Raw genomic sequence first — 16,454 nt, 5'->3', positions numbered from 1 at the left:
GTTCACCACGACCTGCGCGATCGCCGCCGGAGTGTGGGCAGGATATCTCGTCTGGCAATCCATCAAACCGGATGAATTCGGCGCAGAGGCGCGGCCTTCACCCGGGCCGCGGCAGTAATCAGGAGAACGGAGTGATGGACGTCATCGTCATTGGCGCCGGACCGGCCGGTGTGTTCGCCGCGCGCCGTGCGGCCGAGCTGGGCGCAAAGACGACGCTGGTAACCCGCGAGGAATTTGGCGGCATGGGGGCCACCGACGGACCAGTTCCGGTGCGTACTCTAGCACATGCCGCCCGGCTGATTCGAGAAGCTCGCCAGCTTAGCCAGTACGGCATCGCCGTGAGCGAGCCGATGCTTGAGTATATGCGGCTACTCGCGCGCGTCCGTGAGGTCGTAAACGATGTGCGCAACTTTTCACTTCGGCCTGAGGACATGGATCGTCTGGGAGTAACGGTCTATGAGAAGGCAGGCACAGCGCGCTTTGTCGATCCGCATACCATCGAAACCGAGAGTGGGCTGAGGCTCCAAGCGGACAAGATCATTCTTTGCGCGGGAGGCATGAGCCGGCGCCTATCGGTTCCCGGCTTCGAGTTGACCTCTACGCACACCGATGCCTGGAGCGCAACTGCGGTCCCGCCGTCGATGCTGGTCATCGGCGGGGGGGCGACTGGGGTGCAGCTCGCCTCGATCTTCAACGCGTTTGGCTCAAAGGTCCAGCTTTTCCAGGCCGGACCGCGCATCCTGCCGACTGAGGACGAAGACGTGTCGGCGGCCGTCGCAGCCTCCTTCCGCGGGGCGGGCATCACGGTGCGCGAGGACTTCGGTACCATCGAATCGTTTGAGAAGACACCGAGCGGCGTGCGAATGGTCTTCTCGAAGGGAGACACACCGGACAGTGCTGAGGCCGCGGTCGCCTTCGTCGCGGTAGGCTGGGTGGCCGACTCCGCCGCGCTGAATCTGGCGACGGCAGGCGTCGAGACCGATGCGCGGGGCTATGTGCGCGTGGACGCCTCACTGCGGACTTCCGCGCCGCACGTCTACGCAGCGGGCGACATCACCGGCCGCCTGATGTTGGTTCCGCAGGCGATCGAGGGCGGCTTGGTGGCAGCCACGAACGCCGTGCGCGGCGCGTCGACGACTCTTGGGGATCTGGTAAGTCCAATCGGCAGCTTCACCGACCCGGAATATGCACAAGTAGGTCTGACCGAGGCGAAGGCCCGCGAAACCCACGATGCGGTTGTTGCCGTGGTGCGCTTCGACGAGACCACCCGCACGATAATAGACGGCCGGACGAGCGGGTTCTGCAAGCTGATCGCCGATCGCGCGACGCGCGCGATCCTGGGCTGCCACGTTGTTGGCGAGAGGGCAGTCGAGATCGTCCAGGTGGTGGCGGTCGCCATTGCCGCAGGGATGCGAGTGGACGACCTGGCACGGGTTCCGCTCTCATTTCCCACCTACGCCGCTATACCCGGACGTGCGGCATACCATGTCGCCCAGCAGCTCAATCTGGGAGTAGAAGGCCAGGCGTACGCCCCTGCGTGAGTCGTGTTGACGATTCCACCTTCGCATTCAGCGACGATTTTCCCGTCCTTCTTGCTCGCGATTACGTCGCCTCTGCACCGGCCTCTCTGACGAACTTTGTCAATACCTTGGTGACCCACGTCTTCGCGCCACGACACGGCGATCCGGCAAGTCTAACAGTGGCCAGCATGGGCCGAGAGAAAGAAGTTGGCCAACTAATCCGCGGCTGGGAACGCAACTAAAGCGCGTCGCGTCGAGACGGATTCGAGCGACGCGCTTTAGGTCTTTGTTTTTATGCATGTCGTTTTCCCAAAACCGCTACCCACTTTTGGGCGACATGCATTAACGGTATGGTACGCCGGTTATCTGTCCAGCCTATCTGCTTGGCACGACGGAGCAGCCGCCGGGACCCAGGCTCGATATCGCGCAGCCCAAACTGAAGCTTCGAGCTTCATTGTTCGCTTTATGGGCCACCCAAAGAGGTTGCCTCGGTGGTGCAGGTTGCGTCGGGCAATGCGCCTTCGGCGCGCAGCAGCTCGACTTCGGCCTTTGCCGCCGCAAGGTCGGCTTCAAACGCGCCTGGAATGGCATGCAGCCGCGAATGGCCGCGCGTTTGGAGCGCCTCCAAGATGTCGACTTACCCAAGCGGGGCGGACTTGATACCGCCGTTTGATTTTACTGGGTAGCATACAGTTAGTTACCTTTCCCAAAGAGCAGAAAGGCGGCAGTTTCAGCGGGCGCCGAAATTCCATTCGACACAATTCCAATTACCGCACGGGCCACCTGATGCGTGCGATATTGATCGATATTTATATTGTCGGGTTGATTGGCGACGGATCAAGGAACGGCAAATTAAAATAGGGAGGAATATCGATGGACAACACGAAAAGCGATGCTGCGGCAAACGTGGCAGCGGCCGCGAAGGCGGGCGACTGGACCCAGCCACGCGCAATGGCGATCCCCAAGGGAGGCTATTTCGAGAAGGAGAACGGGCGCTATGGACCAATCTTCCCGAAGACCCCGGCGAATTACGGCTTCACGATCATCGCCAAGGTCAAGCCGGGCCAGGAAGAAGCCGTTCGCGCCCACGGCCTGACCCTCCAGTCGGCTGTGGACGCCAAGCCCGACGCGCTCGCCGTGCTGAAGCTGCACTACCTGCGGTGGCAAGTGTTCCCCATCGAGGGCGCCACCTACTTCATGTACCAGGGCATCTTCGACACCGACTTCGACAAATACACGGAAGATGCCGTTATGCTCTTCAGCTCGCTCGGCCTCAACACCGTCTTCACGAACCTCGAAGGGTTCCCGGAGGACTGGAAGACGAATCCCGAGGCCTTCATCAAGTTCGTGCGCGAGCACCATCACCCGAGCTTCGTCGAATACGGCGAGTATCCATTCGTCTCGGGGGAAGAGGTGAAGAAGGCGTTGAGGATCAAGCAGGCCTTGTCGCAGATGCTCGATAGCATGCAATAAGAGCCGGCATCCCCAGTATCGCGGCGCCACATCGACGCTCTGTTCGGCGATCGATTAGATGCTGCAACGTTGAAGACTCGGAGGCGTTCATGCTCGAATTCGACGATATCCAACATATGCTGCTGACGCGCGTGCCGGCTGTAACGGGCCGGTATGAGTTCCTCTCGTTCGGAACGCCCGCACAGGGACGAGCCTGGCTCCGGCGTGTGCTTCCCACCGTTGAATCCACAGCGGCGGCCACTGCTTCGGTCGATTCCGAGAAACGGTGGGTTTCCGTCGCGTTCACATGGAACGGATTGCGAGCGGTCGGAGTGGACGAGGGATCACTCGCAAGCTTTCCTGAAGAGTTTCGGGAGGGCATGGTTGCGCGCGCCAGGATGCTCGGCGACACCGGCGCCAACCATCCCGACAACTGGGTGGGAGGACTTGCCAGCCCGGACCTGCATGCGATCGCGATCCTCTTCGCCCGCTCGGAGGAGGAACGCGATCGCTGCGTAAAAGAGCATGACGCCTTCCTCGCCGAGACCCACGGTGTCAAGGTGCTGTCTTCGCTCGATCTCTTGGCGACGCCACCCTTCGACCATTCTCACGATCACTTCGGCTATCGTGACCGGCTCACGACGCCGGAGATCGAGGGCACAGGTGTTGAACCCTCGCCGGGATCGGGGGCGCCGCTAAAAGCCGGCGAGTTCATCCTCGGCTACGACGACGAGCTCGGTCCCGTTCATGGGCTGCCGCAGCCGGAGATTCTCTCCCGCAACGGCAGCTTCATGGCCTACCGCCGGCTGGAGGAGCATGTCGGCGCATTCCGCGATTTCCTCCGTCAGAACGCCGCGACGCCCGACGAGCAGGAGCTGCTTGCCGCTAAGCTGATGGGACGCTGGCGAAGCGGAGCGCCGCTTGTGCTGTCGCCAGAAAGGGATGACCCCACGCTCGCCGCAGATCGCCAGCGCAACAACAATTTCGACTACGGAAAGATGGATCCGCTCGGCTACGCGATCCCGCTCGGCGCCCATATCCGGCGGATGAACCCGCGCGACACCGCCGCCAACATGAACCGGCGACGGATGCTTCGGCGCGGCGCGACCTATGGACCGCCGCTTGCGGAGGACTCACCGGAAGACGGCCGCGAGCGCGGTGTTGCCGCCTTCGTGCTCTGCGCAAGCCTCGTCCGCCAATTCGAATTCGCCCAGAACGTCTGGATCAACGACAAGCACTTTCACGAGCTCGGCAATGAGCACGATCCGATCATCGGCACCCAGGACGGGACGCTTGAGTTCAAGATCCCGAAGCGTCCGATCCGCAGGAAGATCACTGGGTTGCCGGCATTCACCACAGTCAGGGGCGGCGCCTACTTCTTCCTGCCAGGGCTAAGAGCGCTCCGGTGGTTGGCCGCGTACTGAGCCTTCTGGCTCGCTTGGCACTCATTTCCGGGGTGCGTCACGAGCGGCGCCAGCAATGCAGGAGGTGATGAAGTGTCAGCCCATGGAGCAGGACAGAGGTCGATCGCCAACTCTGAGATCGACATCACGGATGTCTTCGCCCTTCCCGCCTCGTCGCCAACACGAACGGAAGTCTTGCCCGACGGCGCTCGGCAAATCCCTGTCTGCAGCAATCGGCCGCCCCGCGTCACCGGCGGGGTGAGGGTGAAGCTGAACGCCTGTTCATCTTCCCCGACGGCAAACGCCGCCCGTGGCCCGGTCGAGGCGCAGGATAGCCTCCTCACTCTAGCCCTCACCGCTGCCCTTTTGTGCAGCGTTGGCGCTGCGCTCGCGCAGGAGGACGATGAAGATCTGGCTAAAGAGCTCGCTAACCCGCTAGCAGCAGTCATCAGCGTACCCTTCCTCGGAAACTACAATGGGGATGTCGGTCCGAAGCGAGATGGTTCCCAATGGTTTGTGAACATCCAGCCGGTGGTGCCGATTACCCTCAATGCCGACTGGCATTTGATTTCACGGACCATTTTTCCCGTGATGTTGAAACAGGGTGACGGCTCTCCTGGCGCCGGGTTCCAGTCCGGTCTTCGAGACACAACGCAGGGTTTTTATTTTTCTCCCAGCCAATCGTTCAATGGCTTCTCTTGGGGCGCCGGCCCGATATTTTTGCTGCCGACGGGAACAGATCCCCTGCTCGGCGCCGGCAAATGGGGTGCAGGCCCGACGGGAGTTCTACTTTGGCAGAGCAGCGGCTGGTCGCTCGGCATTCTCGCCAACCACATCTGGTCCTTTGCGGGTGAAGCAGATCGTCCCGATTTCAATCAGACCTACCTGCAGCCTTTCATCTCCTATACGACACGAAACGCTTGGACGTTCACGGTTCAAATGGAAAGCACCTACAACTGGAAAACCAGCGAATGGTTGGCGCCGGTTAATTTGATGGCCTCCAAGATCGTCCATTTTGGCGAACAGCGGGTCAGCATCGTGGGCGGTGTGCGCTACTGGGCCGGCTCTCCAGAAAGCGGTCCCCATGGTTTCGGCGCCAGGCTCGGGATGACCTTCCTGTTTCCGGTGCGATGAACGAGACGTCCGGGATGATTGATCGGGACGTGAAGTTTGAAACAGCCCGCAACTAGAGAAAAGGCAGTTTGCCATGTCTAAAGCAACGAAACAGAAAGACTGGACAAAACCCGCCGCCATCGCGATCCCCAACCCGCGGGATCAACCGCATCCCGGCGTTTCTTCAGCGGATTCCTTTCTATTTGCGATCGCTAACGCAAAAGGGAAGACAGGCATGAGGGTCGACCAGAGCCATTCGCGTGCTCCAGCTAACCGCTCTTGGCGGATATCTGGTGACGCTCGTCCCTCTGCTTCGACTCTGACGCATTGTGTCACGCACGTAACAGGAGGTGGATCGAATGTCTGACCATGGAGCTGGACCGCGCTCGATCGCCAACCCGGAGATCGACATCACCGACGTCTTCGGCTTTCCCAGCCCCGAACGTCCGGGGCACCTGGTGCTGGCGATGAATGTCTATCCGTTCCAGCAGATCGAAGCGACGCGGCTTCTGTTCTCCGACGCGCTCGACTACCGGATACGGGTGCGCCCCGTCCGGATCGCCTCGAAGGGGCCTCGAGCAGCATTTGCAGTGGACGAAGCCGAACGCGCGTTCAGCTTCACGTTCATGGTACCGGAGGCGCCCGAAGGCGGTGACCGGCTCGCGCAGTCCGGGACCTGTCATGGACCGTTCGGCAATATAGTTGTCCGCGTTGGTGACGAGGCGGGCGCGAAATCGAGCGGCGTCCGCGTTTTCGCAGGGTGCCGGCTGGATCCGTTCTTCGTCGATCAATTGTTTTCCGGTGGAATGAGGCTCAACCGGCGAATTCCGGAGATAACCGGCGTGAACTCGGTTGCCGGCCAGAACGTGCTGAGCATCGTCGTCGAGATCGACCATTCCATGTTGTTCGGCGCTGACGCCGGACCACTGGTCGCGGTCGTGGCCGAGACGGCGACGAACGGATCGTTTCGGGCGCGACTGGATCGCGTCGGCCGACCCGAGATCAAGAACTTCATCATGATGGACAAGGCGTCGGATACCGTTAATCGCGATCTCGACGTCCGCGATCTCTACAGCGAAGAGGACGGCTTTAAGCTTCGGCCGGATTATCTCGGCGCATATCGCGCCCGCCTCAACGGCAGCATGGCGATCTATGACGGGCTTGACGGCAAGACCGACTGGCCGCTTGACGAGACTGGCACTCATCCACTGACCGAGATGCTGCTCGCCGACTTTCTGGTCGTCGACATGTCCAAGCCGTTCGATGAGGACGGCTACCTCGAAATCGAACGGGCAATGCTGCGCGACGCGGCTCACCAGACCTGCGGCGGGCGGTGGATCAACCACGACGTCGTCGACTCGCTCTTGACGATCCTGATCAACAACGGCAACGGTCCGCGCATCTCCGATGGAGTCGACCAGACGACGATGCCCGCGTCGCGCATCTTCCCGTATCTGTCGCCTCCGACACCGATGCCGCCGAAGCTGGCGCCACTTGTCGGGATCCCGAAGTGATGCAAACGCTGTCGCCCGCGATGTCGATCCGCACGACCAACGGTTCGATCGCGCTGCTCAACCTGAACGCTCAGGTCGACGGCCTCGAGCTCCATGCCGCGCGGGGACGACTGACCGGCCGCTCCTGGATGGAACTGGTCGATCTCCTCGTCCTGCGCGCCCAGATCACCGGCTGCATCGCCGACTACGAGCGCACCATCGCGATCGCGGAGCAGCGTGTACGCGACGCCCCCGCTGACCCGACAACGTTCCTGTCGCGGGCGCGGGCGTGGGGATGCCTGCATCGTTTTGATGAGTCGCTGGCCGATCTCGATGCCGCCGAGCGCCTCGGCGCGGCCGGCCGCGACCTTGCGCCCGAGAGGGCGGCGATCTTTCAGGCCGTGGGCCGCTATGACGAGGCGATGGTGCTCCGTCGGGCCGCATTCGAACAGAGAGCCGACTTCGAGACGTGCGCCGGGCTTGCCTCCCTCCATGCGGAACTCGGGGAGACAGCCGCCGCCGAGGAGCTGTTCGAGGAGAGCCAAGCTCTGTTTCGGGGAGTCTCGCCGTTCCCATTGGCGCAGCTTGAGTTCCAGCGCGGTCACATGTGGCATGAGCATGGGGATCTTGCGCGCGCGCGGGAATGGTACACGGCGGCCTGGCGGCGTCTGCCGGCCTTTGCGCACGCGGAGGGCCACCTTGCCGAAGTGGAGGCCGCCATGGGTGAACGCGACGGAGCAATCGCCCGTCTCCAGCGGCTCGCAGCGGCCTCGGACGACCCGGACTATGCGGCGCAGCTTGCCAATATTCTCGGCGATGCCGGCCGGATCGAGGACGCCCACGTTTGGCGTGTTCGCGCCGAAGAGCGCTACGACGCGCTGGTCGCAAAGCATCCCGCCGCCTTCGCCGATCATGCGTCCGAATTCTGGGCTTCGGCGGGCGGCAATCCAGAAAGGGCCATCGCCCTAGCCAAGTTGAATCTCGAGATCCGCCGGACGCCCCGCGCCCACGCGCTTTTCTCCCGGGCCATCGCAGCATGCGCTGGGCGGCCGAAGCGCATCAATGTCGACAGCCCGGTCCATTGAAGGAGTAAACCTATGCTCAAGCTTCTCGCACTGATCGCCGTCGCGAAATCTGGCAATACGGCGCCGGTTCGATCCAAGCCGCGCGCCGGCTGCGCCCCGCATTGACATCCATGTCTGAGTCGCTCGCCACGGGCCGGGTCCCGACGCTCCATCGATGTCTGACGCATCTCGATGCGGCCGTTGAGACGACGTTACCCGACGCCCAGGATCAGGCGGTGGCGAGCCAGGCCGATCGGCAGGGCAACGATCTCGCCCGACGGGGCGATGAATCTCGATGAGCACGCGAAAGGGAGCACCCGGATGAGCCTGGCCCAACTGATACCAATCGCAATGTCCATCAGCCTCTTCATCGTGGTTTTCGTGCTCGGGACGAAGACGCGGCTCGAGGACCTGTCCTTCCTTCTCCGGCATCCCGGGCTGCTCATCCGATCAATTGTGGCCATGAACGTCATCATGCTGGTATTTGTGGTGGCTCTGTCACAAATGTTTGACCTCAACCCGACGATCAAGATCGCCTTGGTGGCGCTCGCCGTTTCTCCCGTGCCTCCACTTCTTCCAAGCAAGCAGATCAAGGCAGGGGGTGCCGCAAACTATGCGGTCGGACTACTCGCGGCTGCGTCGCTCGTGGCGATTGTCCTTGTTCCAGTCAGCATCGAGCTGATGGAGTACGTCTTTCCGTTCGAACTGCACATTTCGGCCGGGACAATTACGTCAATCCTCGTGCTTTCCGTCCTCGTGCCGCTGGTCTCTGGCATCGCCATAGGCGGGTTTGCACCGGCCTTTGCACAACGCTGCGCGCCGTACCTGTCAACAGCGGGAACGGTATTGCTGCTTGCGGCCCTCATTCCGTCACTGGTCAAGGCCTGGCCGGCTTTCTCGGGCCTTTTCAGCCAAGGCGTCCTTCTTTGCCTCGTCTTGTTCTCGCTCGTCGGCCTTGCGGTCGGCCACCTCATGGGTGGGCCGGTCCCGACAGATCGCACGGTGCTCGCCCTCGCCACCGCGACGCGCCACCCTAGTATCGCCATGGCCATCGCCACCCTCAATTTTCCCGACCAACGTGCGGTGCTGGCGTTAATCATCTATCACCTCGTCGTGGCCAGCGTCGTCTCCCTTCCATACCTGCGATGGCGCACTCGCGAACACGGCGCGGTGGGACCCGCCTAGCGGCTGCCGTCCCCCGCCTCTAGGCGGGCAGCTAGGATGTCGGCGCGTAAGTTGAACGCAAATCGAAGGTGACTGGCATCAAAACGGACCGACGACTGCGAAACGTGCTTCCTAATCCGTTCGACGACCAACCGGCCAACAAAACGACCAAGGCTGCGATGACCTACGCCTTGTTGATTGCCGCCAATATCGCGGCATGGATGTGGGCATGGATTGCGTTTGCCGACCGGCCGGCATTGCTTGGCACCGCGCTGCTCGCCTACATGTTCGGCCTCAGGCATGCATTCGATGCCGACCACATCGCGGCGATCGACAACGTCGTGCGCAAGTTGATGCAGGAGGGTAAGGCGCCCTATGCGGTCGGGTTCTTCTTTTCGCTCGGCCATTCGACCATCGTCGTCCTGGCCTCAGTCGCCATCGCCGCGGCCGCCACTATGATGCAAAACAGGCTGGAAGAGTTCCACAGCATTGGCGGCGTCATCGGCACAGCCGTCTCGGCACTCTTCCTGCTCATCATCGGTTTTGCCAATCTTTACATTTTGAAGGGCATTTGGGCTGCGTTCGCTCGTGCCCGTCGTCGTGAAAAGATCGTTGATGAAGATCTCAACACCTTGCTTGCAGGAGGCGGTTTGCTGGCGCGCATTTTTCGTCCACTGTTTGGGATCGTGTCGCGGTCGTGGCACATGTATCCGATCGGCTTCCTGTTCGGCCTTGGGTTCGACACTGCTACAGAGATCGGGTTGCTCGGCATCTCTGCTACCCAGGCAGCGCAAGGCATGTCCTTCTGGACGATCCTGGTATTCCCGGCACTTTTCACCGCCGGGATGTCCCTTATGGACACCACCGACAGCGTCCTGATGACCGGCGCCTGTGGTTGGGCTTTCGTCAAGCCAATCCGCAAGCTATGGTACAATCTCACCATCACCGCGACTTCCGTCGTGGTGGCCATCTTTATCGGCGGCCTAGAAGCACTCGGGCTGATCGCCAACAAGCTCGGTTTGGAGGGTGGTTTCTGGGACTTTGTCGGAGAAATGAACGACAATCTGGCGAACTTCGGCTTCGCTGTCGTCGGCATGTTCATAGCCAGCTGGCTGATCTCGATGGTGATCTACAGGTTCAACCACTACGATGATCTAGCCACTGAATAATCCAACGATTGCGAGTCCCTAGGTAAGCAACGTGCTCAGCCCGACTCTGGAGGTGCCGCAGAACGGTCAATCGGCGATCTTCAGCCCAGCTTTCCTGAGCGAGCCGATGAAGAATTCACCGTCTTTCGGGTTACCCAACAGCATCGAAACCTGCTGGCGAATGTTCTTTATCAAATCCGGCTGACTTTGCTCCAGCCAGACGCGCTCCTGGCCAGCCCTGGCTGCGTTTCCCGCTTCACCGAAGATAGCTGCGCCAATCAAATGGTAGATCGGGTTCTGGGGAGCAGGCGATTTCTCTAGCCACATGGCTGCCTGCGAATAGTCGCCGCCGAAATAGGAGCACAGGGCCAGGTCCGTCTCATAATAGGCAGAGGTCCCCGGATTCTGTTGGCGCCACTCCAGGATCATAGGGCATCCTTCTTTCCAATTTCCGGAAACCGCCAGGCGCTCTCCATATTCGCCCATAAACTCGGTGTCGTTCGGATTGATCTCCAAGCTTTCCTTGCCCAGTTTTAATGCCGCATCGATCTGCTTGTCGAAATAGAGGGCTACCATTTTTGCCTGGCGGCCTCGCATATTCACAGGATCGAGCGCCATGGCGCGCGCCGCGGAAACCAGGGCGCTCTGCAGCCTTGATGCCGACAAAGCGGGATCGGTAGAGAACCGGAACCGATAGTCATCGATGTAAACCAATGACAAAAGAGCCCAGGCAGTGGCATAGGTCGGGAAGCGCCGCACCGACTGCTCAAGGCATGTGCGCACAGAAGAACGGTCTTCCGGATCAAGGTCTAGCCGATATCCCTGGAAAGAAAGCGTGCAGCTGTATGCGGCCCAATCGTCGGGGGGCTTGCTCACATAAAGACTCTCGTCCGCCTGGAAGATCACGCCATCAGTTTGGGCCAAGGCCCTTGAAACGCTATTCGCAATCTCGGTCTGGGCATCCACGAACGCTGTGACGTTCAACGGGCCACTATATCGGTTCGCCCATAGAATCGAGTTGTCGGCACGCTTGATCATTCGCACCCGAAGCTGGAAGGCATCGGCCGTCAGCGAGACGCTCCCGGCAATGACGAAGCGTGGCGGAGGCATTGTGGCGTCGTCTGGCTTTGCCGCGGACTCCATGACCAGAATGTCCCCGAACTTGGAAAGCTTTTCGACAATTTCCTGCTTTAGCCCGCTTGCTATCGCCCCCGCAGCCTGGGAGGCGCTCTGGTCCTCAAAGGCTTCGACGAGCACACGGGGTCTTTCAGGTGCGCCGATTCTGGCGGATGTCCACCACCAGGCAGATACGGCAGCCCCGAATGCCAGCAGGGCGGCAAGCGCGGCCGAAACCAGCAATCGTGCCGACATCCGCTGCGCCGGGCGCTCGACGACCGGTCGCGAAACGATCGGGGCCGGGGGCTGCGCCACAGGGGTTTCTGCGCGACGCACGAAGTCAGGAACGTAGCCGCCCTTCGGAATGGTGATGAGAATTGGGTCGGCATTTCCGGAGGTCAGGTAGTAATGCTCAAGCGCGCGCCGAAGGTGGCCAGCTTCGATGCGGACGATCGGATCCGTCTGGGGGTCGAAGGATTCCCCGCGACCAAACACTTCGACGGCGATCGAATAGGCCTTGATGCGATCGCCACGTCCAGCAAGGGTCTCCTCCACGACATAGCGAAAGAAACGATGTTCGCGGTCCGTGCCATCAAAATCTCGACTGTCTAGAATCAGTGCAAGCTCGGCGCGGCAATCCCCAAGAAAGAGATCTTCTTCCCGCGCCGCGGTTATCCCCGACCGTATCAAGGTACCCTCGCATGCCCAGACCGCCAATTTATCGGCTTTTCCTAGGGCAATAGTGCTCTCCTAAACGTATCTTACATTCCCAGAACTAGCTCATCACAATTTAATTCGCCTTGACCAGCGAAATGACGAGAAAACATGTTGAGGCGGCTTTTTAAAAAGCGGCCTCATTCTCTCGTTGTGGTTGTCCGTTTGTCGCCGTGTCGTGCTTTTCCAAGATGCCTTTTGCCGCCTTTTCCTTGGGCAATTACACACACCTCCACGTAACTTACATTCCGCCGCCACCCCGCGCCAATATAATTCGACCACATCGTTGAATTGTACCATGGCCACACAAAACGGACGGCCCAAAAAACATAGTGCGACTTCGGCGGCGGTGCGTCGGCTTCCGCAATTCGAACTGGCGATCCATCGTCTGATGGACCGCAATGAGAGCTTTCGGGACATGTGCGAGGAACTCGCGGATGCGGAGTTTGCGCTTTCGAGGGTGGACCTGGTCGCGCCGGAACTGCGCGAGGCCAGGCGAACTGAATGGCAGGAACTCGTAGACCGGTTGGTCGGGGAAGTCAGAGCAGTCGTCCTGGAATCGGAAGCTGCACGACGAACTGGCTTCAATCCCGGATCGCAGCGCTGAGCAGTTGGATCGCCTTGTCGAATGGAGGGTTGGCTTTGGAAGTTCTGTCCAGCGATCGGCACCTGAAGATCGCGGTGACGCTGCTCGCGTCGTTGCTCGTCGGCACTGCGGCCTGGGCCGAGGAGACGCAGGACCTTGCCAAGAAGCTGTCCAATCCGATTGCCTCGCTGATCAGCGTGCCAATTCAGTTCAACTACGACAGCGGCTACGGTCCGAACGATGGCGACAAGACCTATGTCAATGTTCAGCCAGTCATCCCGTTCACGCTCAACGATGACTGGAACCTGATCTCTCGCACCATCGTGCCGATCGCCTGGCAAAATGACATTGCAGGACCGTCCGGGGACCAGTTCGGCTTGGGCGACATATCCGAAAGCGTGTTCTTCTCGCCGTCCCGGCCAACAGCGAGGGGGATCATCTGGGGTGTCGGTCCGGTGCTGCTTTTGCCGACGGCAACTGACGCGTTGCTTGGCGGCCAAAAATGGGGGGCGGGGCCGACGGCTGTCGTCCTGAAGCAATTCGATGGGTGGACGGTCGGTATGCTGGCCAACCACATCTGGTCGTTTGCCGGCGACAGCGATCGCAACGACATCAACTCCACATTCCTGCAGCCCTTCGTCTCTTACACGACGAAGGATGCCTGGACCTTCACGCTGAATACCGAGAGCACTTACAATTGGGAAGCGCACCAGTGGTCAGTCCCGATCAACTTTCAGGTCTCGAAGCTGGTGGTCATTAACAAGCAGCCGATTAGCCTGACAGCGGGCGTGCGCTACTGGGCTGAAAGTCCTGACAGCGGTCCTGACGGTTTCGGCTTCCGCACCGCGATCACGTTCCTCTTTCCGAAGAAATGAGATCGGAGGCGACTGCTTGGCCGAAGAACAACCGGACGTCTTCAGGTCGCCTGAGTGCTGGTTGGAAACTGAACGCAATCGCACACAGCAGGTGAAGAAGATGAACCGGTTTGATGATTATACTCCCACCAATGAAGCCATCGGACAGTAGCTCGCGGCTGTGCCGTACTTTGGCTGGTTTGCCTCGCCCATCCGGCTGGAGCTGCCGATCTGGTTTCACCGGTGACGCCGGAGTTGAAGCCCGTGGAGACCGCCCAAGGCTGGCCCTACGCCGTTGCGCCGTATTTCTGGGCGGCCGGGCTCGCCGGTGACGTGGGGTCCTTCGGTCTCCCCATCGTCGAGGTCGATGCGAATTTCGGCGACATCCTGAAGAATCTGGACTTCGCAGCGACGGCCACCGCCGAGGCACGCTACGACCGTTACAGCATTTTTGGCGACATCCAGTGTGTCAAGATATCCGCGGGCAAAGGCACACCGAGAGGTGTCCTCGCCACCAGCGTCGATCTTAAGTCCGAAATATTTTTCCGGCCTGATTGGAGCCGGCTATACAGTCCTCCAGAGTGACGCCGGACGTCTCGATCTCGTCGGAGGTATGAAGGTTTGGTCCGTAAACAACGACTTGGACTTCCATGGCGGTATCCTTGACGGGGTCTCTGCCAGCGATGGAAAGACCTGGGTGGATGGGTTGGTCGGCATTCGCGCGAACTACTCGTTCACGCCCGAAATCTATCTGACGGGCTGGGGCATGGTTGGCGCAGGCGGCGCCAAAGTCGACTGGGATGTCGCAGCCGCACTGGGTTATAGGTTCAACGAGCGATTTTCGGCAGTCGCCGGCTATCGTGCCCTCGGAGTCGACTACGACAATGACAGCTTTGTGTTCGATGTCGTCCAGCAGGGTCCGATAGTGGGTCTAGTCATGCGTTTCTAGGGCAATTCCAGGAAAAATGTGAAACGGTTTTCCGTCTGGAATTTGCGTCAAGGGTGAATTGCTCTAGCTGGCAATCGATGCTGATCCTCAGACAGCCGGCCGAAAGCCGCTTCGCGCCAGTGGGTGCCGTTCTGGCCGTAGCATACAGTTAGTTACCTTCCTCGCAGGAAGGCACTCCTCCAGTCTGCCCAAGAAGCAGTGCCGGCTTCATGTCAGTCCCAAGGCGAGGAGAAGATTATGGACGCGCGATCTCGGCGGTGTCAGGTCGGACTCGATGCTGGGGGCAAGAAGACGAGCTTCCTGGTGGATACGTACGGCAATGTCAAATCCGTGGAGCCAGGTTGATATGCATCATTTTAATTGGCGGATTGGTTCGTTGGGGAGACATTTCCTCGTCTCTGTCCTGCTGTTCTCAATCGCCGGATGCGCTTCCCGGCCGGCCAACGTGCTGCTACCCGTGGCCGATACCTCTCCATTATCCAGCAAGGTGCAGATGTTGGTGGCGACGACCCGCGCTCGCTCTGCCAATCCGGCCGAGATGTATACGGGCGAGCGAGGACTGGCTCCTTCATTCGAGGACATTACGGTGTCGATCCCACCGGCATCGGTGCGTAAGGTCGGCGAGGTCGCCTGGCCCAAGCAGCTGCCCTCAAACCCGGCGACCGATTTCGCGGTGGTGAAGGCCGAAGAGATAACAAAGAACGGCGCGAAGGCGTGGCTCCGCGCTTCTGTCAGGAAGAGCCCGGACCACAGTGTCCTTGTCTTCATCCATGGCTTCAACAACCGCTTCGAAGACTCGCTTTACCGATTTGCGCAGATCGCCGAGGATACCGGCACCGACAGCGCTCCGATTTTGGTCACCTGGCCATCTCGGGGCAGTACACTCGCCTATGGCTACGATCGCGAAAGCACCAACTACACGCGAGATGCGCTCGAGACACTGTTCCAATATCTCGCTCGCGATCCCGAAGTAAAAGAGGTTTCGATACTCGCTCATTCGATGGGCAACTGGCTTGCATTGGAATCCTTGCGCCAAATGGCCATCCGCAATGGCGGCCTGCCGGCGAAATTCAAGAACGTCATGCTGGCGGCGCCTGACGTCGATGTCGATGTGTTTCGCACCCAGATTGCGGACATGGGTAAGCAGCATCCGCAGTTCACCCTCTTTGTCTCGCAGGACGATCGCGCGCTCAAAGTCTCGCGGCGGGTCTGGGGCAATATCCCGCGGCTCGGATCCATCGACCCGGAACAGGCTCCCTATAAGGAAGAACTCGCTGATAACAATGTAACCGTTATCGATCTGACGAAGATCAAATCCGGAGACAGATTGAACCACGGCAAGTTCGCCTCGTCTCCGCAGATCGTGCAACTGATCGGGGCGCGGATCGCCAACGGTCAGACATTAACCGACAGCAGGGTCGGCTTGGGTGACACGGTTATCGCGGCAACCAGCGGAGCCGGGGCGGCGGCCGGCGATGCCGCTGGACTGGTGATCGCCGCCCCAATCGCGGTGGTCGATCAGAATACGCGTGACAACTACACCAACGAGGTCGAGTCACTGGCCGGCTCGAACAAGCCAAAACCCGCAGCCGGTATTGCCTGTGACAGTGGCCAGGCGAAGGCTGGTCAATGCAAGCAGTGACGCGGCGTTGAGATTAGAACCGGGCTAGAACAACCGGCACTGCGTCCATGCCGATCAGACGACTTCGCGCACTGCTTGGGGGATCCCTCCAAGCGGTTTTGACGAACACGTTTATTGGCGCCCTCAACAAAAGCCGTCGATCATAAGTTATCCGCACACAGGGCAGGCGGCGAGACCTGTGGTGCCCATCCTGCCTAGCGGTTGCCGCGTTGAAGGCCCTTGCCACCCTATTTTGA

General features: G+C 60.3%; 11 protein-coding genes and 1 pseudogene. 11 read left to right on the top strand and 1 reads right to left on the bottom strand.

Translation table 11 applies throughout. From position 1 onward, the window contains the following. The first annotated feature begins 134 nt into the window (after positions 1–134). From ACIU1A_RS32185 to ACIU1A_RS32150, 8 genes are all read left to right on the top strand, one after another. The gene (locus ACIU1A_RS32185; protein ID WP_404926184.1) at positions 135–1,541 is read left to right on the top strand and encodes a dihydrolipoyl dehydrogenase family protein; all 1,407 of its coding nucleotides are present in this window, start codon (positions 135–137) and stop codon (positions 1,539–1,541) included. 852 nt (positions 1,542–2,393) lie between these two features. Beyond that, positions 2,394–2,993: a hypothetical protein gene (locus ACIU1A_RS32180; protein ID WP_404926183.1), complete on the top strand. Its 600-nt coding sequence runs from the start codon at positions 2,394–2,396 to the stop codon at positions 2,991–2,993. Positions 2,994–3,082: 89 nt separating this feature from the next. Further along, on the top strand, positions 3,083–4,396 hold the full coding sequence (locus ACIU1A_RS32175; RefSeq protein WP_404926182.1) for a Dyp-type peroxidase: 1,314 nt from the start codon (positions 3,083–3,085) through the stop codon (positions 4,394–4,396). Positions 4,397–4,468: 72 nt separating this feature from the next. Then, entirely contained in the window at positions 4,469–5,509 is a 1,041-nt protein-coding gene (locus tag ACIU1A_RS32170; RefSeq protein ID WP_404926181.1) for a transporter, read from the top strand. A gap of 338 nt (positions 5,510–5,847) precedes the next feature. Further along, positions 5,848–7,002 carry a DUF4331 family protein gene (locus ACIU1A_RS32165; protein ID WP_404926180.1) on the top strand — a complete coding sequence of 385 codons (1,155 nt, stop codon included), beginning with the start codon at positions 5,848–5,850 and terminating at the stop codon, positions 7,000–7,002. Continuing rightward, positions 7,002–8,066: a tetratricopeptide repeat protein gene (locus ACIU1A_RS32160; RefSeq protein WP_404926179.1), complete on the top strand. Its 1,065-nt coding sequence runs from the start codon at positions 7,002–7,004 to the stop codon at positions 8,064–8,066. Before ACIU1A_RS32165 ends, ACIU1A_RS32160 begins: the two co-directional genes overlap by 1 nt. A gap of 300 nt (positions 8,067–8,366) precedes the next feature. Then, positions 8,367–9,230, top strand: a complete 864-nt coding sequence (locus tag ACIU1A_RS32155; protein WP_404926178.1) for a bile acid:sodium symporter family protein — start codon at positions 8,367–8,369, stop codon at positions 9,228–9,230. Positions 9,231–9,334: 104 nt separating this feature from the next. Continuing rightward, positions 9,335–10,378, top strand: coding sequence for a HoxN/HupN/NixA family nickel/cobalt transporter (locus ACIU1A_RS32150; RefSeq protein WP_404928049.1), 1,044 nt, complete (start codon positions 9,335–9,337; stop codon positions 10,376–10,378). A 66-nt stretch (positions 10,379–10,444) separates the two neighbouring features. Here the strand turns inward: ACIU1A_RS32150 and ACIU1A_RS32145 are convergent, their stop codons facing one another. Then, positions 10,445–12,190 carry a hypothetical protein gene (locus ACIU1A_RS32145; protein ID WP_404926177.1) on the bottom strand — a complete coding sequence of 582 codons (1,746 nt, stop codon included), beginning with the start codon at positions 12,188–12,190 and terminating at the stop codon, positions 10,445–10,447. Between the two features lie 639 nt (positions 12,191–12,829). On the opposite strand from ACIU1A_RS32145, the gene ACIU1A_RS32140 reads away from it, so the two are divergent. The 3 genes and pseudogenes from ACIU1A_RS32140 to ACIU1A_RS32130 all read left to right on the top strand — a co-directional run bounded on the left by ACIU1A_RS32140 (position 12,830) and on the right by ACIU1A_RS32130 (position 16,218). Further along, positions 12,830–13,648 carry a transporter gene (locus ACIU1A_RS32140; protein ID WP_404928048.1) on the top strand — a complete coding sequence of 273 codons (819 nt, stop codon included), beginning with the start codon at positions 12,830–12,832 and terminating at the stop codon, positions 13,646–13,648. A gap of 174 nt (positions 13,649–13,822) precedes the next feature. Next, positions 13,823–14,576, top strand: a pseudogene (locus tag ACIU1A_RS32135) (hypothetical protein). 346 nt (positions 14,577–14,922) lie between these two features. After that, on the top strand, positions 14,923–16,218 hold the full coding sequence (locus ACIU1A_RS32130; RefSeq protein ID WP_404928047.1) for an alpha/beta hydrolase: 1,296 nt from the start codon (positions 14,923–14,925) through the stop codon (positions 16,216–16,218). Positions 16,219–16,454: the final 236 nt, after the last annotated feature.

Source organism: Mesorhizobium maamorense, assembly GCF_044998965.1.
Classification (GTDB): domain Bacteria; phylum Pseudomonadota; class Alphaproteobacteria; order Rhizobiales; family Rhizobiaceae; genus Mesorhizobium.
The sequence above is the reverse complement of the archived record's forward strand: the minus strand, read 5'-3'. Positions and strand labels throughout refer to the sequence as shown.

Excerpts from the sequence above, each read along its gene's own strand:
- ACIU1A_RS32185 (WP_404926184.1), top strand. The coding sequence starts at position 135 with ATGGACGTCATCGTCATTGGCGCCGGACCGGCCGGTGTGTTCGCCGCG.
- ACIU1A_RS32180 (WP_404926183.1), top strand. The coding sequence starts at position 2,394 with ATGGACAACACGAAAAGCGATGCTGCGGCAAACGTGGCAGCGGCCGCG.
- ACIU1A_RS32175 (WP_404926182.1), top strand. The coding sequence starts at position 3,083 with ATGCTCGAATTCGACGATATCCAACATATGCTGCTGACGCGCGTGCCG.
- ACIU1A_RS32165 (WP_404926180.1), top strand. The coding sequence starts at position 5,848 with ATGTCTGACCATGGAGCTGGACCGCGCTCGATCGCCAACCCGGAGATC.
- ACIU1A_RS32160 (WP_404926179.1), top strand. The coding sequence starts at position 7,002 with ATGCAAACGCTGTCGCCCGCGATGTCGATCCGCACGACCAACGGTTCG.
- ACIU1A_RS32155 (WP_404926178.1), top strand. The coding sequence starts at position 8,367 with ATGAGCCTGGCCCAACTGATACCAATCGCAATGTCCATCAGCCTCTTC.
- ACIU1A_RS32130 (WP_404928047.1), top strand. The coding sequence starts at position 14,923 with ATGCATCATTTTAATTGGCGGATTGGTTCGTTGGGGAGACATTTCCTC.